Genomic DNA, 24,130 nt, shown 5'->3' with positions numbered 1-24,130 from the left:
CAAGGAATCAAACAGGGCGCCGATCGGCTGGATCGGCGCCCTGTTTGCGTTTGCGCAGGAGGTAGAAAGCCGAGGGTTACCCCTCGGCCACCAGAAGGGTGAAATGTTGGCCGGAGAGCGCTTCAGCCACGGACAGTTTTTCTCCCGCCGCAATGACACGTCCGGAAAACAGGTCGCGGTAGCGGCGATCGGCAAGACCGGGTTGCAGCGTCAGTGAGGTTTCGTCCCAGCCATCGAGCGCGGCAGTCGAGGGATGTTCTGCGAAGGCGCCAAGGACAAGGCGGGGAGCAATCAGCAGGACGGCGTCCTGTTCATCGGCGCGCGCAAAACTGATGACGTTGCGCCCGCGTTTGCCGGCGCCGGTGAGGGGGATATACCGGCCCTGGCTGAAGAGCGTCGGCTTGTCCTGACGCAGCCGGAGCGCTCGCGCGATTACCTGCTGCTTGACTGCACCGTTCAACCAGTCCTCGTCGGTCACGGGTAGATGGGTGGCAGCGGACAGCTGTTTCGCCAGCGTCTCGAAATCCGGCTCACGGCGGTTATCGGGGTCGACAAGACTGAGGTCGAGTGTCTCGCTGCCCTGATAGATGTCGGGAATGCCGGGTGCGGTAAGCTTGATCAGCGTCTGGGTAATGCCGTTGACGGCGCCCGCCCACCAGAAGGGCTGCATGGTGGCGACAAAATCCGACAGGAATATACGGTTGCCGAACAGGGCGTGGACATAATCCGCAACTGCCGTCTCATAGGCTTCGTTCGGTTCACCCCAGTTGGTGTGGAGTTTTGCCTCGCGCAGCGCCTTCTCGACAAAGGTCAGAAAACGATTGGACAGCGCCGCGATGCCATCGGCATCCTTGATCGTCAGTTCCGGTGGCCAGACACCGGCAAGCGCCTGGTAGAGCATCCACTCAAGCGCCGGTTCTGGCGCGGCACCATCGGGCAACGAATGGATGGCAGCAGCATTGAGCCCACGCCAGCGGTTGACCGCTTCGGCAAACACATCCGGTGCCTCGGTGAGTGCCAGCAGCCGGGCACGCGCATCCTCGCCGCGTTTGGTATCGTGCGTGGAACTGCAGGAGAGACCGTTCGGCTGCGTTTCCCGCCGTGCCTGCATGGCTGCGTGAAAATGCTTCAGGTCATGGTCGCGCATAAAAGGCTCGCTGCCGACTTCGTTGAGTGCGAGCAGCGGATTGATGCGGAAAAACAGCGTGTCCTCGATCGATTTCGCCGTCAGCGGGCCGCTCAATTGTTGCAGGCGGATGCGGAAAGTCGTGGCCTTGTCCGACACGATTTTTGCAACGTCGCCCGTTATCAGTCGCTCAATGAAGGCAAGCGCTTCGGCTTCGGCGCGCCCGCCCTCGCGCACCGTCTCCAATACCTCGGTCAGCAGTTTTCTGTCCGCCTCCGGCAGGCCGTCGGCGGTGCCATAGGTGCGATAGACCGGGAATGTCAGAAGAATTTCCCTGAGCGCGGTGCGCACGGTTTCCGGAGCGATCATGTCGCCGCCCTCTGCCGCGCGGATGTCCGTCGCCAACCGCAGCAGGGTGGAGACCTCGCCGGCAAAATTGACGTCGAACATCAGGCCTTTGGCGTCGCGTACTTCTGACGTGACATGCGTCGGGCGGCCGCGCAGGCGGTCATAGGCGTGGTAGAGTGTCTTCAGTCCGGCATTATCGATCATCACGTCGGTCAGTTCCGAGATGAATTCGTAACCGGTCGTGCCGGCAATCGGCCAGTCGGCGGCAACCGTCTCGCCTTCGCCGAGGATCTTTTCAATGATGAGAAACGTGTCCGGACCGATTTTTGAGCGCAGTTTGTCGAGATAGGTCTTCGGGTCGGCAAGGCCATCGACATGGTCGATGCGCAGGCCATCGACGATGCCGCCTCGCACGAGTTCGAGCACAAGGCGGTGGGCATCGTCGAACACGGATTCCTCTTCGACCCGCAGGCCGGCAAGGCCGGTGATTTCGAAAAAACGGCGATAGCTGAGATTGTTGGCGGCTGTACGCCAAGAGGTCAGTCGCCAAGGCTGAAGATCGCGAATTTTCAGAAGGTTATTCGGATCGTTTGAGAATTTTTCGAGAGCGGAAGCCAACGCCATCGTGTCGGCGGGGCTGAAGCCGGCGTCCGTGCCGGTCGAGAGTGCCGCGCGGATGCCGTCATGAAAGGCGTTTGCATCCCACGGCGATGCGTGGGCCGCGATGGTCGCAATTTTCTTTGCGATTGGCAGGTCGATGCCGTCGAGAACGCTAGCATAGGTTTTTGGGTTGAGCGGATAACGGCTGTCGTAATAGGTGAGCGCCAGGCAACCGGCTTGCGCGTCCGCGGTGATCGAAAGGTCTGATATCACCGCGTCAAAGTCGTCACCGAGAAAAGGCAAGGTGAGCGACCGTGTCCAGTCCACATCGAAATGGGAGGCGTAAAGGCTGTCCTCGCCCCATTCGATGATGCTGCGCCACCACGGGTTTTCGAGCGATGCCGCTATATGGTTCGGCACGATGTCGAGGATCAGACCGAGGTCCGCCTTTTTCAGGGTTGCGGAGAGCTTGTCGAAGCCTTCACGACCGCCGATTGTAGGATCGATCTCATTGGCGTTGGTGACGTCATAGCCATGGGTGGAGCCGCTGGTGGCGGTGAAAATCGGCGAGGCATAAAGATGGCTGATGCCGAGTTTCTTGAGATAGGGCACGAGTTCGATGGCACGGTCGAATGTCATGCCGTTGCGGAATTGCAGGCGATAGGTGGAGGTGGGGAATGCCATCAGTTCTTGCCCTCTGTACCGTCGATCGAGACCACCACACTCCATGGCGGCAACAGTCCATCATTGGCACCGGCCTTGTTGCCGGCCTTGCCGCTGGTGGTTTCGTGGATGATCTGGCCGGCAAGGTCCGGCTGGGATGACGCCTCGTCCGACAGGTTGGCCGCCATCGACAGGGTGGCATTACAGAGCTTCCAGCTGACGGCGATCGTGCCGCCATCGACCTTCAATACCTTGCCGGCGTGGCCGCGTGCCTCGCCGAGCAGTGGCACGATTTTTTCCCGACGCAGCGTCAGCATGTCTTCGACAAAGCCGGTCCAGTTGCGGCCGATGTCGGTTTCCAGCTTGTCCCAGTCGAGCTTGCAGGCATCCAATGTCTTTTTCGCGTTGGGATCGGGAATATCGGACGTATCGCCTTCACCGTCGCGGAAACCGGCATGACCGGCGAATTCCTTGCGCCGTCCTTCGCGCACGATCTTGGCGAGATCGCCGTGGAAATCGGTGAAGAACAGAAAAGGATGGTCCTCGCCAAATTCCTCGCCCATGAACAGAAGCGGGATATGCGGGGAGAGCAGAAGAACGGTCATGAGGGCCTTCACCTTGTCTTCACCTGCCAGCGTCAGCAGACGCTCGCCGAGAGCGCGGTTGCCGACCTGATCGTGGTTCTGGATGAAATCGATAAATGCCGTCGGCGGCTGATGCGTGCTGATGCTGCCGCGTTTTTTGCCGGTCGATGCGGCGACCTCGCCCTGATGGGCAAACCCTTCGGCCAGCACGCGGGCAAGGTGTTTGTGCGGGTCTTTCGCAAAATCCTTGTAATAGGCGTCGGTCTCGCCCGTGGCGATGACATGGATGACGTTGTGAAAATCGTCGTTCCATTCACCGGTATGGTGCGGCACAGAGCCATCCTCGCCGCGTTCGTGCAGGGAGGTGATGTTGCGATTGTCCTCAGTGGTGAGGTGAATGTGCCGTCCGGGGTTTTCGGCGCGAATCCGTTCCGCGACCTCAAGCAGAAAATGTCTTTCGCTTTCATCACGGATCTGGTCGACGGCGTCGAAGCGTAGGCCGTCGAGGTTGAATTCCTCCAGCCAGTAGAGCGCGTTGTCGAGAAAGAAGCTGCGCACGGCCGGCTTGTCGTAGGCGATTGCCGCGCCCCATGGGGTGGGCGTGTCGGGATGAAAGAATTCGGGCGCGCAGGCCGGTAGGTAATTTCCGTCCGGGCCGAAGTGATTGTAAACGACATCGAGCAGGACCATCAGGCCGTGTTCATGGGCGGCGTCGACAAAGGCCTTGAAGTCCTCCGGCGGGCCGTAGGCGCTGTGCGGCGCATAGAGCAGCACACCGTCATAACCCCAACCTCTGGTGCCGCCGAACTGGGCGACGGGCATGATTTCGACAGCGGTGATACCGAGTTTTTTCAGGTAAGGCAGGCGTTCGATTGCCGACCGGAAGGTGCCATCCGCGGTAAAGGTGCCGATATGCAGTTCGTAGATGACCGCTTCTTCCCAGGGGCGACCGATCCATTTGGTCACGTGCCACGGATAATCGGTCGGATCGACGACAAGGGATGGGCCGTGCACGTCGCCTTTCTGGGCGCGGGAGGCGGGGTCTGCAATGGCAAGGCCGTCGTCCAGAACGAACTGGTATTCGGCCCCCGGTTCAACACCGGTGGCAAGGATCTCGAACCAGCCGTCGCGGTCTGCCGTCATCGGCGTATCCTTGCCATTCAAACGCAGTTGAACGTCTTTCTGGCCCGGTGCCCATAGGCGAAAACGCACTTCACCGGCAGCGACATATTCGGCGCCCCATGTCTTTGGAAAGGTTCGGAATTCGTTCGCGATGTCGGCAGCTGGCATCAAAAATCCCCGATGTGATTGTCGATGCCCTCAACGGCGGATCGGCCCCGAGGTTCCGCCTTTCGAGGCCAATCGCTAAAAAATCGCGTGCTACAATTCCAGGAGCGCGTAAGGCCGTCCCGTCGGTTTTTCGATATGGGCTGCGACGTTGTAAACGGGTGCGCCGCCGGGGGTCTTGCCCTGATAGGTGCCGCGATGGGCGTGGCCATGTACGACGGCCGACACCGGGAAACGGTCGATCGTTTCCGCCAGCCGTGACGAGCCGAGGAAGGGATAGATGGCCTCGGGTTCTCCGGCCACGGTTTCAGGGATTGGCGCGTAATGAAGCACCACCATGGCGCGGTGCGAGCGAACCTGCCGGAGCGCATTTTCCAGCCGCATGGATTCCTCCACGCTTTCCGCCACCATGGCCTTGATCGCCGGTTCGCCGAAGGAGCCAAGCATGTGGCGGCCAAAACCGCCGGCAAACCCCTTGACGCCGGCAAAACCGACGCCGCCGATTTCCACCGCCTGACCTTCCAGAAGGTGCACACCGGCATCCTTCAGGATTTCCCTGACCTCATCGACAGCGCCGCATTCGTAATCATGATTGCCGAGCACGCCGACGACCGGAATGGTGCAACTGCGCAGATCCGATGCCAGCAGTTCCGCTTCCTTGGGCTTGCCGAGATCGGTGAGATCGCCCGCCATGACCAGCACGTCGGCCTTCGAGGAGATTTCTGCAAACAGTTCCTTGTAGGACTGGCTGCCGTTCTCCTTCACATGCAGATCGGCGACGGCTGCGATGCGCAGCGGTTTGTGCACCGGTTGGTTCTCAGCCAGATCCTGCGGTGGATTGTTGGCGCTCTGGTGGATAGCGTCGTCGGTCACGGCAATGCTCCTTCCTGGGTTTCGTCACGCATTTCGCCTTCGCCGCCCACATCGGCAAAACCCCATTCCTTGACGTCAATTTCGAAATCGATGCGCGAGAACATGCGACCCCGACAAATCTTCATCTGCGGCGGCGGCAGCTGGCGCTGGGCGGCGAGACGGTCGAGAAGCTCGTCCATTAGCCATGCCGGCACCTTGTCGCGCTCAGTCGGATAGATCCAGCGGAAGTTCATGAGGTGAATGAGCAGCACTTCCCAATGCACTTCCATATGGCCAAGCAGGCGTTCCCAATCGATCTGGTCATGGGCTTTGAGGATGACATGCACGACATCGGCACCATCATAGCGGTGTCGCAGCTGCACGAAACATTTCGACCAGATCAGTTCGGTCGGTGCGATGACGCGGACATTATGGCCGTGCATTTCCATCTGGCGGGCATTATCCAGCCAGAGATCGCCGATCGGCATCGTGCCGTTCGAGCCGGCAAAGATGACGTCGAGAAAATGCCGGCCGCGCTTGACCTTGCCGAGCCAGCGGTCATCCTCGACTTCCACTTCAAAACCCTTCGATTTGAAATGGGCGAGGATACGGGCGTAATCGCCAGCCTTGCAGAAGATGTCGAGATCCTTGGTGGGACGCGAAATACCGGTATAGGCGCTGACAGCAAATGTTCCGGCGACGAGAAACGGGATGTGGCAGGCAACAAGCTCTTCAATCACTTCCGCCGCGAAGGCTTCCGCCTCGGCATCGGCGAGCGTGGGCGAAGCCTTGGCTTCGATATTCATTTCATTGCCGGCATGTTCGTCAGCCGAGATACGGGTCTCCGCCCGTCGCGAACCGGCTTTCTGCTCCGGAGCCTCCGCCGTATTGCGAATGTCTGCCAGCGCCTGATCCTGCACTGCCTTCTTTTGGGCGTTCATGCGTTTCCTCCAGAATGTTGCGCGGGACAACAGTTTCGCCGCTCTCAGGTTCCCCGAAAGCGGCGTTTGGCGATCGGTCACTTCTCAGGATTGTCGGCATTGGCCAACGGGCTGGGACGGCCGTCATCGCCGTCTTCACTTTCACGCTGATCGACATCTTCAAGGTCGGATTTGACGAGGAACGTGTCGATCGTGCCGAGCCGGGCGGCTTCGCGCAGTGCTTCCGGATTGGTGGTGTCCAGCTGTTCCTTTTCGATCGACTGGTCGAGTTTCTGGTTCTGGTCGAGCTTGTCCATGGCGATGGCCTTTCGGGTTTGTGTTCGACAGACAACCCGCGGCGACTGGCTGCGGTTCCAAACCGCTCACATCAGGCATCGATTTTCGGAACTTCCATCGCTCTTTGCCTGTTGGACATGCAGGCGCAAATGGTGCCGTCACCAGCAGGGAGTTTAAAAAATGCCCGCAGTCTCGAAAGCACAGCAGAAGGCCGCCGGTGCGGCCTTGTCCGCCAAGCGCGGCGAAACCAAGAAGAAGGACCTGAAAGGCGCTTCGAAAAGCATGGAGAAATCCATGACGGAAAAGGAATTGGTGGATTTCGCCTCCACCAAGCACAAGGGCAAGCCGGAGCATCGGCCTTCCTGATCGGCCCATGATCCGTTACTCTGCCGCAGCAGACCCCGTGACCTTGAGATTTTCGAAGGAGAACGCGATGCCGCCGGACGAGCTTGCCCGAACGCTGGAAATACTGCCGCTGAGGGTGGGGATCTATATTCCCGATGATCTGCTGGAGGACTGGTTTGCACCGGGCACGGGCATGAACCCGCCGAGCGAGGCAGCATTGAAAGCAGCGGAAGCCTTTGGACGCCGCTTCGAATGCGAGTTCAAATATTACCCCGAACGGCGCGAGGCAGTGTTGTGGAAATGGGTGCCGGCGATGTAGGTCGCCGGCCTCAGGCTACAGGCTGTTCCGCCTGCTGTTTTGCCAGATAGGTCGCGCGGTCCAGTTCGATCTGTCGGTAGTTTTCACGCATCTTTTCGAGTTGCTGGAAATCAGGATCGTTTTTCATGGCGTCGTAATCGATCAGCGTTTCAAGCGCATCCAGCGACGGTAGTGCATTGAATTGCGGTTGGCTGATCGCGGTCGATGATATGACAATGCGACCGCCCAGAATGGCGACAGCAGCCTCTGCACGTGCTTTTGCCAACGCGGGGCCATTGGTGCCATTCACCTCGTCCGGTAAACGCCCGTTAAGTCGAGCGATTGCGGCATCATGACCGCCGATGCAGCCTTGATTGTCTATCGTTGCAATGACCCTGCCACCAACGACGATTGTTGCATATGTCTTCGTTCGCGGGTCATTTTCCGGGAGCTCAGGTCTGGATGAGTACCTGCGCTCAAGTCCTTTTTCACGCACATCGAGATGCTGCTTGTCGTTCTCCATGAAGCTTTGGTATTTATCTTCAGGCAGTTCCGCCACGTTGATCCGTGCTGAATCCGGCATCTTGTGCAAGGTGATTTTGCCGAGATTATAAAGCTTGTCCTGAAAACTCACGATGAACGGTGTGCCCTCGCTATTCTCGGCGTCGATGGCCGGATCGTTTTCCTGCATGACGTCAGAGAATGTATTGCCGGCGCCGGGGGGCGTCGGATCGCCTGCCCGCAAATGCCGGGTTGCGACATAAAAATCATAAGCGGATCCAACAGACGTCATCACGGGTCTCCCTGAGGTTGTCCTCAAACCCTTTCACGCAATCCTTGTCTCAACCTGTATTTGTATTTCTTGTTTTTGTACAATTTGGCTGTGGCGCCCACCCGGTCCTGGAGGTCCGGCCGGACCGGGTGGGGTTTTGTCACTGCGTTTTATAGCTGTCGCGCAGTGCCTCGAATTTTTTCAGCTGCTCACCGATCAGTTCGCGGTTTTCATCGCGACGGACGAACACCTTGAACATGGCCGATCCCTTGGCGTTCATGAACCAGACGGAACACGAACGACGCCCGTGGAAGGCGCGGTCGACAAAGGTCACCGAGGCGCAGTTGTCCTTTTTGATGTGGCCGCCGATCGGGCTGTCGCCATGGATGTTGAACCAGCCATGGCCTTCCGAGCCTTCCGGCAACGAACCTTCGGCTTCCAGCACGATATCCTCGGTGTGAACGATGAACAGGACTTTTCCCCACGCAGTGAGGTCGGTCCAGATTGCTGCGAACTCTTCCTTTGCCGCGATGACGGCAGCGCCTTCCGGCAGGATTTCAAGGATTTCCGCCGGTGTCACCTGTGCAATGCCGGCGATTGCCTCAACCACGCCGTCCGGCTTTTCGGCCAGAGCCGCAGTAGAGCGGGCGCGTCGTTCGGTGCTGTTTTCAACTTCAGCGTCCATCAACACAAACCTCAGGCGACTTCGGCGCGGGCGCCGGTCTTGTCTTCGTGGATGATGACTTCAAAACCCTCGAAATGCGGGCCGGACAGATATTCGACCTTGCCGCGATTGGCTCCGGCATTGGCATGGGCGGCGCGGAACTGTTCCGACTTCGTCCAGGCGACAAAATGCTCCTGGCTTTCCCAGACGGTATGCGAGGCATACAGCGTATGGTCTTCCGCCTTTGGGCCTTTCAGCATGTGGAATTCGAGATAACCGGGCAGGGTGGAGAGGTGGCGCTCGCGGTTTCTCCAGATCTCCTCGAAGGTTTCTTCGAAGCCCGGGACGACACGAAAACGGTTCATAGCGATATACATTGGTGATCTCCTCAAATGTTGTGTTCAGGTGCGGCCATCCGGCCGGGTGATGATGAAGGCGGACGAGCCGAGCATGATGGCGGCGACCAGCACGGCCAGCCACGGCGCCGGATGGCTGCCGAACCAGAAGCCCGCATAGCTGGCCGCCATCAGACAGATGGCCATGATTTTTGCGCGGCGAGAAATGCCGCCATGTTCCTGCCAATTCCTCAATGGCGGACCAAAATTCTTGTGGTTCAGCAGCCATGCTTTCATGCGCGGCGACGAACGGGTGAAGCAGGCAACTGCCAGCAACAGGAACGGCGTCGTCGGCATGACCGGCAGGAATGCTCCGATCACGCCGAGCGCGACGAAAAACCATCCGAGACAGAGAAAAACGACGCGCATTTTATTTCCATGGGCATGATACTGAAACAGTCGGCGCGACGATATTCGGTTGGGCCGCAGGTCGCAATTCTTTTCCGTGATGCTCCACTTTTGTGATGGGATTACCGTACTGGATATTTGAGCCTTGCTCATTATATTGCGCCGCAACACTCAACGGAAAACCTCGAGGTGTCGATGTCGAAGAAGAAAGTGCTCGTGGTCGGCGGTGCCGGCTATATCGGTTCGCACAACTGCCTGCTTCTGGCGGAAAGGGGTTACGAGCCGATCGTTTTCGACAACCTCTCCAATGGTCATGCCGAATTCGTCAAATGGGGACCGCTCGAACAGGGTGATATCCGTGACCGCGCGCGCCTCGACGAGGTGTTTGCCAAGCATAAGCCCGACGCCGTGCTGCATTTTGCGGCGCTGATCGAAGTCGGGGAATCGGTGAAAAACCCGGTCGCCTTCTACGACAACAATGTCATCGGTGCGCTGACCCTACTGTCGGCGGCCATGGATGCCGGGGTGAAGGCTTTTGTATTCTCCTCGACCTGCGCCACCTACGGCCTGCCGGATAGCGTGCCGATGGATGAAACGCACAAGCAGGCGCCGATAAACCCTTATGGCCGCACGAAATTTATCGTCGAGCAGGCGCTGAAGGATTACGGCACATACAAGGGGCTGAAGTCGGTGATGCTGCGCTATTTCAACGCCGCCGGTGCCGATTTCGAGGGCCGGATCGGTGAGTGGCATACGCCGGAAACCCATGCCATTCCGCTTGCCATCGAGGCAGCACTCGGCCGTCGCCAGGGCTTTAAAGTGTTTGGCGATGACTACGACACGCGCGACGGCACCTGTGTGCGCGATTATATCCATGTGCTGGATCTGGCCGATGCGCATGTGCGGGCGGTGGATTATCTGCTGGCCGGCGGCGAAACCGTTGAGCTTAATCTGGGGACAGGCACCGGTACGACGGTGAAAGAACTGCTCGGCGCCATTTCAGCTGTTTCCGGCAAACCGTTTCCGGTGGAATATGTCGGCCGTCGCGATGGTGATTCCACCACGCTGGTTGCCAACAACGACAAGGCCAAGGCCGTGCTCGGTTGGCAGCCGCAATATACGCTGGACGATATCATCCGGTCCGCCTGGGACTGGCATTCGCGCAGCAACCACATACTGACCTGAGGGGCATTTGCCGATGGCAAAACTGGTGCATTCGATGATCCGCGTACTCGAAGAGGCGCGGTCGGTCGATTTCTACGACAAGGCGTTTGGACTGAAAGTCGCCGAACGCGTGCCCTTTGATGGTTTTACGCTGATCTATCTTTCCAACCCGGAAACCGGCTTCGAACTGGAACTGACCGTCAATGACGGCAAGGCCGAAGCCTATGACCTCGGCAATGGTTATGGCCATCTGGCCGTGACGGTGGAGGATATCGAGGCGGAGCACAGACGTTTCACCGATCTGGGTCTCACGGTCGGCAAACTGGTCGAGATGCCGCACGAAGGAAAACCGTTCGCGAAATTTTTCTTCGTGACCGATCCGGATGGCTACAAAACCGAAGTCATCCAGCGTGGCGGACGGTTTCAGTAAAGGGAGGATCGGTCATGGCGGATATCAAGCTTGAAGAGACATGGAAGTTTGCGCTCGAAGAGGAATTCGACAGCGCCTACATGGCCGACCTCAAAAAGTTTCTCGTTGCCGAAAAGCAGGCGGGAAAGCAGATCTTTCCAAAGGGCTCGGAATATTTTCGCGCGCTTGACCTGACGCCGCTCGATGAGGTGAAGGTCGTCATCCTCGGGCAGGATCCATATCATGGTGCGGGGCAGGCGCATGGCCTGTGTTTTTCCGTGCAGCCGGGCGTGCGCATGCCGCCGTCGCTGGTCAACATTTACAAGGAGATGCAGGCCGATCTTGATATCCCGCCTGCAAAACACGGTTTCCTTGAGCACTGGGCGGAGCAGGGCGTGCTTCTGCTCAACAGTGTGCTGACCGTCGAGGAAGGCCAAGCCGCCGCCCATCAGGGCAAGGGCTGGGAAAAATTTACCGATGCCGTCATCCGCACCGTCAATGACGAATGTGATGGCGTGGTCTTCATCCTCTGGGGCTCCTATGCACAGAAGAAGGCGGCCTTCGTCGATCAGGAACGCCATTTGGTGCTGAAATCGGCGCATCCGTCGCCGCTCTCGGCGCATAACGGTTTTCTTGGCTCGCGGCCGTTTTCCAAGACGAACGAATATCTGCAATCGATCGGCAAGGACCCGGTGGACTGGCAGTTGCCGGACAGCGTTTGACGCTGCATCAGTGAACGACGGATCTTTTCCGTCTTCATTTATCGAACAATGCGTTCGGGTCTGATCGTCTATCCAAATTGCGATCGATCCACCATCTTCCCTTCATCAAACGCGGTTCAGATGAACCCGCAGAGAAGGGATATTTCCATGCTCGACCAGATCAAAGGGCTTCACCACGTCACCTCGATGGCTGGCAGCGCCCGCACCAACAACCAGTTCTTCACCGATACGCTCGGCCTGCGCCGCGTCAAGAAGACCGTCAATTTCGACGCGCCGGATGTCTATCACCTCTATTACGGTGACGAGGTCGGCACGCCCGGTTCGGTGATGACCTATTTTCCGTTTCCGCATATCGCCAAGGGCCGTCCCGGCACCGGCGAAGTCGGTTCCACCGTTTTCTCCGTACCACAGGGCTCGCTGGGTTACTGGACGGATCGCCTGACCAAGGCTGGTGCAGAGGGCCTGAAGGCTGACGAGGCTTTTGGCGAAAAGCGCCTGCATTTCGCAGGTCCCGATGGCGATGGTTTTGCACTGGTGGAAGTGAAGGATGATGCCCGCGCCCAGTGGACCGGCAATGGTGTCGGCGCTGACGAGGCGATCCGCGGTTTCCACTCCGCCTCGCTGCGTCTGCGTGACGATGGTGGCACTGCCGAGCTTCTTAAGTTCATGGGTTATGAGCAGGTGGACAACAAGGACGGCGTGCTGCGTCTGGGCATGCCCGGCGGCAATGGCGCCGATTTCATCGACATCGAAACCATGCCGAACATTTCCAATGCAAGGCTTGGCGCCGGATCAGTGCATCACATCGCCTTTGCCGTCGAGAACCGCGAAAAGCAGCTCGAAGTGCGCAAGGCGCTGATGGATACCGGTTATCAGGTGACGCCCGTCATCGACCGTGATTACTTCTGGGCGATCTATTTCCGCACGCCGGGTGGCGTCCTGTTTGAAATCGCCACCAACGAACCGGGTTTCGACCGTGACGAAGATACCGCCCATCTCGGCGAGGCACTGAAGCTGCCGAGCCAGCACGCTCACCTGCGCACCGAGCTGGAAAAGCATCTGGAGCCGCTGGAGGGCTGATGCCTTCTGTGGGCCACCGGTTCAAGCCGGTGGCCGGTTTTTTCTTTGACAAGGATTTTACGATGAGTGCCGAAAACTATCTGCACCGTGCCCGCGCCGGAGCGCCGGGTGCACCGATCCTGTTCGTTTTCCACGGCACAGGCGGCGATGAAAACCAGTTCTTCGATTTCGGTAGTCGTCTGCTGCCCGAGGCGACGGTGATCTCACCGCTTGGCGACGTCTCCGAACATGGGGCTCCGCGCTTTTTCCGCCGCACGGGCGAGGGTGTCTATGATCTTGCCGATCTGGCGCGGGCGACCGCACAGATGGTGGCTTTCGTAACTGCCAACAGGGAAAAATATGGCGCGTCCGATGTGATCGGCCTTGGTTTTTCCAATGGCGCCAACATTCTCGCCAATGTCATGATTGAGCAGCCGGGCCTGTTTGATGCCGGCGTGCTGATGCATCCGCTGATCCCGTTTCAACCGAAGGCAAGGATGGAGGATGCAAACGCGCGTGTGCTGATCACGGCCGGCGAGCGCGACCCGATCTGCCCGGTGCCGCTGACCAACGGGCTGGCCGAATATTTTCGCGGCCAGGGCGATGATGTGACGCTGGAATGGCATCCCGGCAGTCATGAAATCCGCCCGAACGAAATCGAGGCAGTGAAGCTGTTTCTGCAGCCGTATGGCGCATGATGCCGGAATGGGGTGCCGTTCAGGCGGCACGCCATTCTTCTGGGGCGCTGCGGGGTAGATATTCCCGTATTTTTACTGGGTTCTCCGCATTCTGTGCTGCATAAATGCAATACTGTTCTCTTTTGTTAAGAACAGTTTTTGTTCTTCGCGCGATTTCTTCATGTTTTCATTTGATTGGCTGAGAAATTTTCAGCTTATTGCTCTCACGGACGGTGTGGCGGACTCCGTTTTTCTAGTGAGAGGGAAGTTTATGCGTATGTTCGCTTTGGGGGCAATTGCCGCCCTGTTGATATCGTTTCAGCCGGCTGAAGCAACCGTTGTTGCCAATGTCAGCCTGTCCAGCCAGACCATGACGGTGACGGAAAACGGAACCGTTCTTTATCAGTGGAAGGTGTCGACCGGCCGCAAGGGTTTTGTCACGCCGAAGGGCAAGTGGACGGCGAAATGGCTGTCGAAAAACCATCGCTCGCGCAAATACAACAACGCGCCGATGCCTTTTGCTGTGTTTTACAATGGCGGTTATGCGGTGCATGCGACCTATGAGACCAAGCGTCTCGGTCGTCCCGCCTCGCATGGCTGCATCCGCCTGCATCCGGAAAACGCAGCGGCCTTTTACGCACTGACGCACCGCTACGGGCTCGCCAACACGCGGATCAACATCAGCCACTGAGCGCAGCCGATAGCCTGATCAATAACCGCACTGGCGCAGCTGTGCTTCGTAACGCTGCGCCATGCTGGCGGATTTTTGGGCCGCGCCGCGGATGGCTGTGGTGAACTTGCCGCGTTCATAGCCGCGGTGCCCGGCATAATAGGCGAGGTAGAGGTTGCGGCTGTCGGTCGGCGAGATGCCGTTCGTTTTGACACTGCGGTTATGATACCAGCCGACGAAATGGATGGCGTCGCCAAAATTGCTGCGTCGCGCGTTCCAGCGGCCGGTATCCTTCTTGTAGGTTTCCCAGGTGCCGTCCAGCGCCTGCGCATAACCATAAGCAGACGAGATGCGGCCCCACGGAATGAAGCCGAGCACATATTTGCGGCGTGGTTTCGCATAGGGCTGGAAACTGGATTCGACGTAGATCGTCGCCATCAGCACCGGCACCGGCACGCCGAATTCCTGTTGGACACGCTTGGCGTCGCGGGCCCAGTTGTTGAACAGGCCGTCTCTTTGTTCGAAAATGGCGCAGGCATTGTTGATCCGGCTCGGCGCACTGGCGCAGCCGGTCAGAGCAAAAAGCGCGATGAAAAACGCAATACGCATCGCAGAAACTCGGGTCATACGAAAAGTGATGCTCCTTAAAATTTAATGAAAAGTTTACGTATCCGGGCTGGGTGCGATTTGCCTGTTGAGATCGCGGTTCTGTGAAGAGCAGGACAATGTTATTTTTCTGCGGCAAAGCGTCACCTCGCGCCGGGCCAGCTATTTGATAATAGCCAAGACCAGAGCTGGCCGGTGGGGCGCAGTCGGGGAGCCAGGTATTTGTCGAAGCGCAGTTTTTCGTTTCCGGTCGCAGACGTTCGGGCGCGTGCGCTCGGAGAAATCCATTCGCGGCCCTATACGCTGTTGCCGCTACCGCGTGTCATCTTTCAGGTGGCCTTCCTGACCGAGGCGAATTTTGCGGGAGATCAGGCCATCCTCGCCGAATTGTCTTTGGGGCAGGGCGTGCCAGCACCGGCTGCCGACACCAGCCATCACACGATGACATGGGGCAGCGGCACGCTGCGATGGGAACGCCATACGGAATTCTCGACTTATTTCTGGGACACGCCGGCACCGGCCACATTCGGTGCCGAAATCCCGGTCAATCCTTTTGGCGCACGGTTTGCAGCACCGGGACCGTTCATCTCCGGTGTGCGGATCGAAATCCGTCCTGCCAGCGAGGATGTGTCGGATGTCATTGCCGCTTTCGACCTGACCAGCCTCTGTCAGAGCATGGTGGCCGACGGGCAGGCGACCATCGTCACCGATTTTCGTCAGGATGGTGACGGGTTGACGAAATTTCTCGTGCTCGACCACGGCATGACGGAAGCGGCACGCGGCATGCTTGCCCAGCGTATTCTCGACATCGAGACATACCGTACGCTTGCCATGATGGGTCTGCCGCTGGCGCAGGAACTATCGCCGGAAATCCGCGCCATCGAAGCGCGGTTCACCGCCATCACCCAGCGCATGAAGCAGCACGCACGCGGTGAGGCGGATACGATGCTGGCCGAGATCACAGCCCTTGCCGCCGAACTGGAAGCCAATGCGGCGCTCAGCCTTTATCGTTTCGGCGCCAGCCGCGCCTACAACAACATCGTGCTCGACCGGGTGTCGATGCTGGGCGAAAAGGCCGTGCCCGGCTCGGAAACGCTGGGCGGTTTTCTGCAGCGTCGTCTGGCGCCGGCCATGCGCACCTGCCAGTCGGTGGAGGAGCGGCAGGCCAACATGTCGCGCAAGCTGACGCGTGCCACCGCTTTGCTGCGCAGCTGGATCGATGTGGATCTGCAGAAATTCAATACGGAAATTCTCGCCTCGATGGACAAGCGCGCGCATCTGCAATTGCGCCTGCAGCAGACGGTCGAAGGACTTTCGGTTGCGGCGATCTCCTATTACGTTATCGGTCTTGTGGGCTATCTCGCCAAGTTCGCGCATAATCTCGGCGTGCACATTGCGCCGGAAACCTTGACAGGTGCTGCGGTGCCGTTTGTCGTGCTCGGCATCTGGCTGACGGTTCGGCATATTCGCAACAAGCACAGCGACTGAGATTTTTCAGGCGCTGGGGAGGAGGGGGAATGCTTCGTCTGACTTTCGCCTGCATTTTTCTGGTCGTGGGCCTTCCTGCATCGGCTGCTTCATTGCCGGCCGATGTCCAGACCTATGTCACCGAGCGGGAGGCTTGCGACCATTTTCGTGGCGAAGAGCCCTATGACGCCGAGCGCGCCAAGGAAATTTCAGCGGCACTCGATCGTTATTGCCGTGGCACGGATGCACGGCTCAACGGTCTGAAGAAAAAATATCGCAACGCACCTGCCGCTATTCGCGAGGTGCTGAACGGTTTTGAATATCCCATCGAATAGTGATCAGGCGGCGACCGGTTCTTTCGGTTTCCAGCGTTCGGCAATGGCAATGCCGCCGAGTGCCAGCATCAGTGCGATGATGTGGAAGAGAAAGAGTTGTTCGCCAAGAATGGCGACCGACAAAAGCGTGCCGAATACCGGCACGAGATTGATGAAAAGCCCGGCGCGGTTTGCACCCAGTTCGATGACGCCCCGGATGTAGAGGATCTGCGCCACCAGCGAGGCAAAAATGCCGGTATAGAGCGTGGCGCCCCAGCCAGTGAGGTCCGGCATCATCAGGTCGCCTGCCGCATATTCCCATGCCATCAGAGGGATGGAGAAGACGAGGGCGGCGATGGCCGGGATCGCCATCAGCGTGCGCCAGTCCACTGGCGGGCGCCAGCGCAGCGCGATCGTGTAGGCGGCATAAGCGAGGATGGCAAAGATCATAAGGCCGTCACCGTAATTGACGCTCAGCGTCACCAGTGAGGCCAGATCGCCATGAGCGGCGGTCAGCGCGACGCCGACAAGCGTAAGCGAGAAGCCGAAAATCTGGGCGGCCGAAACGCGAATACGAAACAGTGCAAAATTGGCGAAGAAAATCAGGAACGGGATGGCCGCCTGTTCGATCGTGACATTGATCGCCGTCGTATAGTGGACGGCCGAATAAAGCAGGGCGTTGAAGCTGGTATAACCGATCGCACCAAGGAATATCAGCACCGGAAGATGCTTTTTCGCGACCGGCCAGTCCTTTTTGATCTGCGGCAGCGAGATCGACAGAATCAACATGACGGCCACTACCCAGCGCAGGAAAGTGAAGGTCATCGGGCTGATATGGCCGACCGCAAACTTGGCCATGACCGCGTTTCCGCCCCAGCAAAGCGTAGCAATGATCAGAAAAAGATAAGCTCTGCCGTGCACGTGTGTTCTCCTGAAATACCCCGTCACAGCGCTGTTCTCACGCCTTTTCGGTCGTGCAGTTACCGGTCCGGCTGGCGATTTGTCACGTAAAAACCACAGACAAGTTGATAAAGCGGTCGCTTTCCGCGGATCGGCGCAGTATAGATGCGCCGGTTTGAGTAGGCGCAACGTCTTGCGCCGCAAGGCAGGATATCGTGAAATGACGAATGTCGTGGTAGTGGGTTCCCAGTGGGGTGACGAGGGCAAGGGCAAGATTGTCGATTGGCTTTCCGAACGCGCGGATATTGTTGTCCGTTTCCAGGGAGGCCACAATGCCGGCCATACGCTCGTCATCGATGGCGTCAGCTACAAGCTGTCGTTGCTGCCGTCGGGCGTCGTGCGTCCGGGCAAGAAGGGCGTCATCGGCAACGGCGTCGTTGTCGACCCGCATGCGCTGATCGCCGAAATCGGCCGTCTGGAAGCGCAGGGCGTCAAGGTCACCACCGACAACCTGCGTATCGCCGAAAACGCCACGCTGATTCTGTCGCTGCACCGCGAACTCGACGGCATGCGCGAAGATGCGGCTTCCAACAGCGGCACCAAGATCGGCACCACCCGCCGCGGTATCGGCCCGGCCTATGAAGACAAGGTCGGCCGTCGCGCCATCCGCGTCATGGATCTTGCCGATCTCGATGCGCTGGAAGCCAAGGTCGAGCGTATCCTCACCCATCACAATGCCCTTCGTCGCGGTTTTGGCGTGGCTGAAGTCGAGCACAAGGACATCATGGAGGAACTGACCTCCGTTGCCGACCGTATCCTGCCTTTCATGGAAAGCGTATGGGAACTGCTCGACAAGGAGCGCCGCCAGGGTTCGCGCATCCTGTTCGAAGGTGCTCAGGGCTCGCTGCTCGATATCGACCACGGCACCTATCCGTTCGTGACCTCGTCCAACACCGTTGCCGGTCAGGCCTCTGCCGGTTCGGGCATGGGGCCGGGTTCGCTCGGTTACATCCTCGGCATCACAAAGGCTTACACGACCCGCGTCGGCGAAGGTCCGTTCCCGACCGAACTGAACGACGAGATCGGCCAGTTCCTCGGTGAGAAGGGCCACGAATTCGGCACTGTCACGGGCCGCAAGCGTCGTTGCGGCTGGTTCGATGCCGCGCTGGTTCGCCAGTCGGTCGCCACCAACGGCATTACCGGCATTGCGCTCACCAAGCTCGACGTTCTCGACGGTCTTGAAGAACTGAAGATTTGCGTCGGTTACATGCTCGACGGCAAGCGGATCGACCACCTGCCGGCGGCGCAGGCCGCACAGGCTCGCGTCGAGCCGATCTACATCACGCTGGAAGGCTGGAAAGAGTCGACTGTGGGTGCCCGTTCCTGGGCTGACCTGCCGGCGCAGGCGATCAAATACGTCCGTCAGGTCGAGGAGTTGATCGGCGCGCCCGTCGCCCTACTTTCCACGAGTCCTGAGCGGGACGACACCATACTTGTGACGGACCCGTTTGAGGACTAATATCCTAGTTTGACACATCTTTCACGCGACCCCATTTTCAGGTCAGTGATCAAGAGAAAGTATCGATGGCTGATTTTGTAGCGGTTATTCGCCGGGCGGTAGACGGTCTGGCGAACAATACTCCCGAGATGCGGCTTCGGGTGTATGACAAGGCGCGTGGAGCTGTTCAAAGACAGCTCGAAAACATGAAGCCGCGCCCGTCGGACGACATGCTCCGCCGCCAGATGGATAAGCTGGAGGCGGCGATTACGTCTGTCGAGGCCGAACATGCGGAAGCATTGCCGGCGACGGAACCGGATCTCGCGCCCGCTGTTGCCGCAGCCGCACTTGCGCCTGAAGCCCTCGAGCCGACGCGGGAACCGGAACCGGAACCTGAACCCGTTGCCGCGCCGGTTGAGGATGATGCTGCATCCTCCTATTCCGACAGCGCTTATGAGCACGAGGAGCGCAAGGGGGAGGCTTATGAACCGCTCTGGCAGCCTGAGCCCGCGCCTGTGCCGCCTGCCGAGCAGTACGAAGAGCCCGTGCAGGAAGAGCGTGTCGAAGATTATCATCGTCACGCGGACCATTCTTCTGTCGAAGCCGCCGAGACGCCGCGCTGGGATGAACCTGCTGCGCCCGTCACCGCCCCCTATCCGGATGAACCGCCTTTCGGCCGTCAGGCGGAACTGCCCGAGACGACGGCATATCAGGACGATGCCGATCATCTGATCCCGTCGCATGAGCCTACCTTTCCGACGCAGGCGCCAATCTGGCCGGAAGATCCTGCGTCTCCGCATCATGCCGACGATGAGGCGCGCGAGCCCGATTTCGGCGGTGAGCGCGATACGCATCATGCAAGTTCGCGCCTTGTCGAGCCGATGGCCGATTTCGGCGACGTACCTGCGAAAAACGAAGAGCCGGCCTGGTTGTCCGCCAGCGAGACACAGTCCGAGCCGGACCTGTCCCCCAAACTGTCCTGGGCGGACCCTGTTGAACTGCCGCGTCATTCGGACGATGCGGTTCCGTTTGCATTTGGCGAACACAAGTCCGGCGATCAGGCTGCAACCGAAAATTTCGATGCCCATTTCGAAACGCCGGTCAGCGCTTCGGCCACAGCCAAGATGCCGTCCGTCGGCGATCTGCCGGAGCTCGGCACCATTCCGTCGCAGGGCTTTCAAGCGGGCAACGACCCGTTCGAGGAATATCTGCGCGGTCAGCCTGATGCTTCTACTACCACGGCTGCCGAAGTTGCGACCGCTGGCGCAGCTGGTGTTGCCGTTAGCGCCGCCGGTGTTGCTGCGAGCGCTGCCGCTGCGCAGCCGAAACCTGCCGATCCCGATCCCTGGAATGATCTGGAAGAACTGATCGGCTACAACAAGGCGGCTGCGGCTGCGGCCGAGCAGGCACCTGCCGCACAGGACGACGAGCTTCATGACGACATGATGCCGCCGCCGGTGCGCCCATACCGTGCCAAGCCTAAGCCGAAGCGCAGCTTCGGCCCGATCATCCTTGCCGTTCTCGGCATCGTCATCATCGGTGGCGGCGGTTACGTAGCCTGGTCGAACTGGGACAAGGTCGGCGAAATGGTCGGTACTGTCGGCGGTTCCGCTACGTCCGGAACCGAAACGACTCAGCAGACACCGCCCGCGAACCAGCAGACCCCGCCGGCCAACGATACACCGGCACAGACGCCGGCCAATGGGCAGGCATCCAACGGTGCGACACCTCCGGCAGCCGATGGCACGACATCCGGCCAGAAATTTACGCAGCGTCTGCTGGCGAATGGCACGGAAGTGGATGAAGGTGCCGGTGGGCCGCCTGCAGGCGGTGGCGGCCAGTCCGTCGCACAGCTGAACAGCCCGCCCGGCACACCGGCCGCAACGCCTAACGAAGCGGCCGGCCAGACGCCACCTGCCAATGCTCCGGCCGTCAATCCGGCCGATACGGCTGCTGTCAGCGGCGAAAAAATGTTCCTTTACGAAGAGCGTCTGGGCCAGCCGGCTCCGACCGCTGTCGAGGGCAATGTCTCGTGGTCTTTGCAGACCGAGCCGGGTGAAAACGGCCGCCAGGAACCGACCGTTCAGGCGCGCATCAATATTCCCGGTCGCGGTCTGACGGCGCTCGTCACCTTCAAGCGCAATACCGACCCGTCGCTGCCGGCCAGTCACCTGATCGAACTCGTCTTCTCGGTTCCGCCGGATTTCGAGGGCGGCGCGATCGACAGCGTCCAGCGCATCGCAATGAAGGATACCGAGCAGGATCGCGGCACGCCGCTGGTGGCTGTTCCGGCCAAGATCACCGACGATTTCCACATGATCGCGCTCAACGATTTTCCGGATGCACGCGCGACCAACCTGGAACTGCTGCGCTCGAAGAACTGGCTGGACATTCCGCTGGCCTATCGTAACGGTCGCCGGGCGCTCCTGACCCTGCAGAAGGGCCAGGAAGGTATTCGCGCCTTCAATACGGCCATCCGCGAATGGTCGACCGCCACACCTTCGACGGGCCAGTGAGCGGGGACAAACCCACGCAACTGAACCAGTCCGGCCGCAACGCTGCGGCCGGAAACGGCGCATCGCCTCAAGGCGGTTTTAATGCGCTCGTGCCGGAACTGGATGTTTCGGACATTGCTGCCAGCCTGCGTTTCTGGTGCGATCTTCTTGGCTTTCATATCGTCTACGACCGTCCTGCCGCCGGCTTCGCCTTTCTTCAGCGCGAAGGCGCGCAGGTCATGTTGTGTCAGGTCAACGGCGAGTGGGTGACAGGACCGCTTGAGCGACCTTACGGGCGGGGCATCAATTTCCAGATCGAGTGTTCGGACGTGACGGTCATTACCGAAGCGCTCAATGCCGCCGCATGGCCATTGTTCCGGCCTGTAAAAGAAAGCTGGTACCGGATCGGCGAGGCTGAGTCCGGCGCGCGCGAATTTCTGGTGCAGGACCCCGACGGTTATCTTGTCCGTTTCTCCCAGTCGATCGGAACGCGCGAGGTATCTTAATGAACTGCCCAAATAAGTTGCAGGGCGCAAACTTGCCGCAGTGACATCCAGCTTGCGAAATGCAATGACACAATCATGCGTTTCGTCAGACAAATCATCGCGGACAGAATGAGCGGCGGGGTTCTTGCCCTGCTGCTGTCGTTCATGATGATGCTCGACGGTGCGATCGGTGCGCATGCGCTGGGTGCCATGGCGGCGGCCGAACGGCTGGCTGCAGCGCAGATCATCTGTTCCACCGATACAAGCGTTCATGACGGACATGGCGATGCCCATGGTGATCATGACAGCACAAGCGCTGCGCCCGTCCATCACAAGCATGGCGGCAAGGCGGAGCATCCCGAATGTTGTTCGGCCGCCTGCCAGTTTGCCGCTCAGGTTGCGGCGACAGACCTGCCAGTCGTATTGGCACCGCGATGGCCGGTGCCATCGCGTGCGGTGCCTTTGTCGCGCGACTACGCTGTGGTGGTCACTCGACCGCAAGGGCGGTGGATGGCGGCGCGTGGGCCGCCTGCTTTTTCTCCCGACGTCTGATCCGGCCGAGCAAACTTTCGGCTCCATCTGTTCATCTGGAGGCATCAATGTCCCGTCGTTTTTCCGTGGCGCCCCTTTGTGTGGCTGCCCGTACCAATTTTCCCGAAGCTCCTTGTCCTGAAAATCCATGTGTGAGGGGCACGCCATGACAATGTCCCGCACGCCTGCCGCAGCATCTGATGGCGCCGCTGTCCGCGCTTTTCTCACCCGCCTGCATTTTTACGTCGGCCTTTTTGTCGGCCCGTTTTTGCTGGTCGCGGCGATCACCGGTACGCTTTATGTGCTGACGCCGCAGATCGAGAACATCCTGTATCGCGACCAGCTTGTGGCGCAGACTGAAGGACCGGCACGCCCACTGTCCGAGCAGATCACCGCAGCGCGTGTTTCGATCGGCGAGGGGCCCCGGCTGTTTGCAGTGCGTCCCGCCAAGAATGAAACGCAGACCACGCGCGTGATGTTCACCGAACCGGGCCTTGGCGAATCCGAAACGCGGACGGTCTTCATCGATCCGGCCACTGCGGCCGTACAGGGTGAGTTGATTACCTACGGTACCAGCGGCATTCTGCCATTCCGCATCGCACTGGATTACCTGCATCGCAATCTGCTGCTTGGCGATATCGGCCGCCATTACAGCGAACTTGCCGCCTCGTGGCTGTGGGTGTCTATCCTCGGCGGCGTGCTGCTCTGGTATTGGCAACGCGGTGTAAAAAGGCCAGCCTTGGCGAAGGTCAGCACGCACCAGCGTTCGCGCCGACTTCACACGGTGATCGGCCTTTGGACGGCTATCGGTTTTCTGTTCCTCTCTGCGACGGGCCTGACATGGTCGCGCTGGGCGGGCGGAAATATCGACGTTTTCCGCAACACCGTGGGCTGGATCACGCCGGCGATCACCACGGCGCTTAATCCCGCAGCGGAAGCGCCTGTTCTGGGCGAACATGCGGCGCATGGCATGGGTGCTCCGGTCGAGACGGCTGCCGCGGTTGCCGAAAGCGACATGGTTGCTCGGTTCGATGCCGTCGTGGCATCTTCCCGCGCAGCTGGTATCGATAGCCCGATGATCGAGATCCGTCCGCCGCGCACGGTTGATCAAGCCTTTCGCGTCAGTGAATATGATCGCAGCTGGCCCACCCAGGTAGATACGATCGCCGTCGACCCGAACACATTTGCCGTTACCAGTCGCGCCGATTTCGCGACCTTTCCGATCGTCGCCAAACTGATCCGCTGGGGCATTGATGCGCATATGGGCGTGTTGTTCGGTGTCGCCAATCAGGTGCTGATGGCGTTGCTCGGCATCTCACTGACGGCAATGATCATCTATGGTTATCGCATGTGGTGGACTCGACGCCCGGCACCGGGTGGTTCGGTTCGCACGCTGATCCGCAGCTTTTCCTACATGTCTCCAGTCGCCAAATTGATCTCGCTGGTGGTTGCCGTCGCGTTTAGCGTGGTGCTGCCGGTGATGGGTGTCAGTCTGCTGGTGTTTCTGCTGATCGATTTTTTCCGGGCGGCACTCGGGGAGATGATGGCGGCGGAACAACGCAACATGCCACCGGGCATGCGGTAGTCACAAAAGAAAAGCCCGCGGTATTTGCCGCGGGCTTTGTCTATCAAAT

The 24,130-nt window shown here is 59.4% G+C and carries 26 protein-coding genes; 15 read left to right on the top strand and 11 right to left on the bottom strand.

All coding sequences use genetic code 11. The annotated features are described in order from the left end of the window. Positions 1-76: 76 nt before the first annotated feature. The 5 genes from treY to GAO09_RS28575 form a co-directional block, all read right to left on the bottom strand. A complete protein-coding gene (gene treY / locus GAO09_RS28595; protein ID WP_153360220.1) occupies positions 77-2,758 on the bottom strand; it encodes a malto-oligosyltrehalose synthase in 2,682 nt (893 codons plus the stop codon). Next, positions 2,758-4,611 carry a malto-oligosyltrehalose trehalohydrolase gene (treZ, locus tag GAO09_RS28590; RefSeq protein WP_153360218.1) on the bottom strand — a complete coding sequence of 618 codons (1,854 nt, stop codon included), beginning with the start codon at positions 4,609-4,611 and terminating at the stop codon, positions 2,758-2,760. Before treZ ends, treY begins: the two co-directional genes overlap by 1 nt. 90 nt (positions 4,612-4,701) lie before the next feature. Beyond that, the gene (locus GAO09_RS28585) at positions 4,702-5,415 is read right to left on the bottom strand and encodes a metallophosphoesterase family protein (RefSeq protein ID WP_338015115.1); all 714 of its coding nucleotides are present in this window, start codon (positions 5,413-5,415) and stop codon (positions 4,702-4,704) included. A 62-nt stretch (positions 5,416-5,477) separates the two neighbouring features. Continuing rightward, entirely contained in the window at positions 5,478-6,266 is a 789-nt protein-coding gene (locus GAO09_RS28580; RefSeq protein WP_153360609.1) for a nucleotidyltransferase family protein, read from the bottom strand. A gap of 212 nt (positions 6,267-6,478) precedes the next feature. Next, positions 6,479-6,697, bottom strand: coding sequence for a hypothetical protein (locus GAO09_RS28575; protein ID WP_153360216.1), 219 nt, complete (start codon positions 6,695-6,697; stop codon positions 6,479-6,481). A gap of 160 nt (positions 6,698-6,857) precedes the next feature. On the opposite strand from GAO09_RS28575, the gene GAO09_RS28570 reads away from it, so the two are divergent. Continuing rightward, on the top strand, positions 6,858-7,043 hold the full coding sequence (locus GAO09_RS28570; RefSeq protein ID WP_153360214.1) for a DUF3008 family protein: 186 nt from the start codon (positions 6,858-6,860) through the stop codon (positions 7,041-7,043). A gap of 67 nt (positions 7,044-7,110) precedes the next feature. Beyond that, positions 7,111-7,341 carry a hypothetical protein gene (locus GAO09_RS28565; RefSeq protein ID WP_153360607.1) on the top strand — a complete coding sequence of 77 codons (231 nt, stop codon included), beginning with the start codon at positions 7,111-7,113 and terminating at the stop codon, positions 7,339-7,341. A 10-nt stretch (positions 7,342-7,351) separates the two neighbouring features. On the opposite strand, the gene GAO09_RS28560 is transcribed toward GAO09_RS28565, so the two are convergent. From GAO09_RS28560 to GAO09_RS28545, 4 genes are all read right to left on the bottom strand, one after another. Beyond that, a complete protein-coding gene (locus tag GAO09_RS28560) occupies positions 7,352-8,065 on the bottom strand; it encodes a hypothetical protein (RefSeq protein WP_153360212.1) in 714 nt (237 codons plus the stop codon). A gap of 187 nt (positions 8,066-8,252) precedes the next feature. Next, a complete protein-coding gene (gene hutX / locus GAO09_RS28555) occupies positions 8,253-8,777 on the bottom strand; it encodes a heme utilization cystosolic carrier protein HutX (protein WP_153360210.1) in 525 nt (174 codons plus the stop codon). Positions 8,778-8,788: 11 nt separating this feature from the next. After that, complete coding sequence (gene hmuQ / locus GAO09_RS28550) at positions 8,789-9,133, bottom strand: heme-degrading protein HmuQ (protein WP_153360208.1); 345 nt, start codon at positions 9,131-9,133, stop codon at positions 8,789-8,791. Between the two features lie 24 nt (positions 9,134-9,157). Then, positions 9,158-9,520 (bottom strand): YbaN family protein, encoded by a 363-nt coding sequence (locus GAO09_RS28545; RefSeq protein ID WP_153360206.1) that lies wholly within the window; start codon positions 9,518-9,520, stop codon positions 9,158-9,160. 174 nt (positions 9,521-9,694) lie between these two features. On the opposite strand from GAO09_RS28545, the gene galE reads away from it, so the two are divergent. From galE to GAO09_RS28515, 6 genes are all read left to right on the top strand, one after another. Next, positions 9,695-10,684: a UDP-glucose 4-epimerase GalE gene (gene galE / locus GAO09_RS28540; protein WP_153360204.1), complete on the top strand. Its 990-nt coding sequence runs from the start codon at positions 9,695-9,697 to the stop codon at positions 10,682-10,684. Between the two features lie 13 nt (positions 10,685-10,697). Next, positions 10,698-11,093, top strand: a complete 396-nt coding sequence (locus GAO09_RS28535; RefSeq protein ID WP_153360202.1) for a VOC family protein — start codon at positions 10,698-10,700, stop codon at positions 11,091-11,093. A 14-nt stretch (positions 11,094-11,107) separates the two neighbouring features. Beyond that, complete coding sequence (gene ung / locus GAO09_RS28530; RefSeq protein ID WP_153360200.1) at positions 11,108-11,794, top strand: uracil-DNA glycosylase; 687 nt, start codon at positions 11,108-11,110, stop codon at positions 11,792-11,794. 147 nt (positions 11,795-11,941) lie between these two features. Next, positions 11,942-12,874, top strand: a complete 933-nt coding sequence (locus GAO09_RS28525) for a VOC family protein (protein WP_153360198.1) — start codon at positions 11,942-11,944, stop codon at positions 12,872-12,874. A gap of 62 nt (positions 12,875-12,936) precedes the next feature. Further along, entirely contained in the window at positions 12,937-13,551 is a 615-nt protein-coding gene (locus GAO09_RS28520; protein ID WP_153360605.1) for an alpha/beta hydrolase, read from the top strand. 250 nt (positions 13,552-13,801) lie between these two features. Beyond that, positions 13,802-14,221, top strand: a complete 420-nt coding sequence (locus GAO09_RS28515; RefSeq protein WP_153360196.1) for a L,D-transpeptidase — start codon at positions 13,802-13,804, stop codon at positions 14,219-14,221. A gap of 18 nt (positions 14,222-14,239) precedes the next feature. On the opposite strand, the gene GAO09_RS28510 is transcribed toward GAO09_RS28515, so the two are convergent. Further along, positions 14,240-14,809 (bottom strand): transglycosylase SLT domain-containing protein, encoded by a 570-nt coding sequence (locus GAO09_RS28510; RefSeq protein ID WP_153360604.1) that lies wholly within the window; start codon positions 14,807-14,809, stop codon positions 14,240-14,242. Positions 14,810-15,028: 219 nt separating this feature from the next. Between GAO09_RS28510 and GAO09_RS28505 the strand changes: the two genes are divergently transcribed. Continuing rightward, a complete protein-coding gene (locus GAO09_RS28505) occupies positions 15,029-16,294 on the top strand; it encodes a DUF3422 family protein (RefSeq protein ID WP_153360194.1) in 1,266 nt (421 codons plus the stop codon). Between the two features lie 29 nt (positions 16,295-16,323). Further along, the gene (locus GAO09_RS28500) at positions 16,324-16,608 is read left to right on the top strand and encodes a hypothetical protein (RefSeq protein WP_153360192.1); all 285 of its coding nucleotides are present in this window, start codon (positions 16,324-16,326) and stop codon (positions 16,606-16,608) included. Between the two features lie 3 nt (positions 16,609-16,611). Here GAO09_RS28500 and GAO09_RS28495 read toward each other — a convergent pair whose 3' ends face one another. After that, on the bottom strand, positions 16,612-17,508 hold the full coding sequence (locus tag GAO09_RS28495) for a DMT family transporter (RefSeq protein WP_324185097.1): 897 nt from the start codon (positions 17,506-17,508) through the stop codon (positions 16,612-16,614). Between the two features lie 199 nt (positions 17,509-17,707). On the opposite strand from GAO09_RS28495, the gene GAO09_RS28490 reads away from it, so the two are divergent. From GAO09_RS28490 to GAO09_RS28470, 5 genes are all read left to right on the top strand, one after another. Continuing rightward, positions 17,708-19,006: an adenylosuccinate synthase gene (locus tag GAO09_RS28490; protein ID WP_153360190.1), complete on the top strand. Its 1,299-nt coding sequence runs from the start codon at positions 17,708-17,710 to the stop codon at positions 19,004-19,006. Positions 19,007-19,071: 65 nt separating this feature from the next. After that, positions 19,072-21,501: a RodZ family helix-turn-helix domain-containing protein gene (locus tag GAO09_RS28485; protein WP_153360188.1), complete on the top strand. Its 2,430-nt coding sequence runs from the start codon at positions 19,072-19,074 to the stop codon at positions 21,499-21,501. After that, the gene (locus tag GAO09_RS28480) at positions 21,498-21,986 is read left to right on the top strand and encodes a bleomycin resistance protein (protein WP_324185098.1); all 489 of its coding nucleotides are present in this window, start codon (positions 21,498-21,500) and stop codon (positions 21,984-21,986) included. The genes GAO09_RS28485 and GAO09_RS28480 overlap by 4 nt, the downstream gene beginning before the upstream one ends. Before the next feature lie 75 nt (positions 21,987-22,061). Then, positions 22,062-22,517 (top strand): hypothetical protein, encoded by a 456-nt coding sequence (locus tag GAO09_RS28475; protein WP_153360180.1) that lies wholly within the window; start codon positions 22,062-22,064, stop codon positions 22,515-22,517. Between the two features lie 145 nt (positions 22,518-22,662). After that, positions 22,663-24,081: a PepSY-associated TM helix domain-containing protein gene (locus GAO09_RS28470; protein WP_235938550.1), complete on the top strand. Its 1,419-nt coding sequence runs from the start codon at positions 22,663-22,665 to the stop codon at positions 24,079-24,081. Positions 24,082-24,130: the final 49 nt, after the last annotated feature.

This window comes from Endobacterium cereale (genome assembly GCF_009617585.1).
GTDB lineage: Bacteria > Pseudomonadota > Alphaproteobacteria > Rhizobiales > Rhizobiaceae > Neorhizobium > Neorhizobium cereale.
Note: the sequence above shows the minus strand (reverse complement) of the source record. Positions and strands in the feature narration are given on the sequence as shown.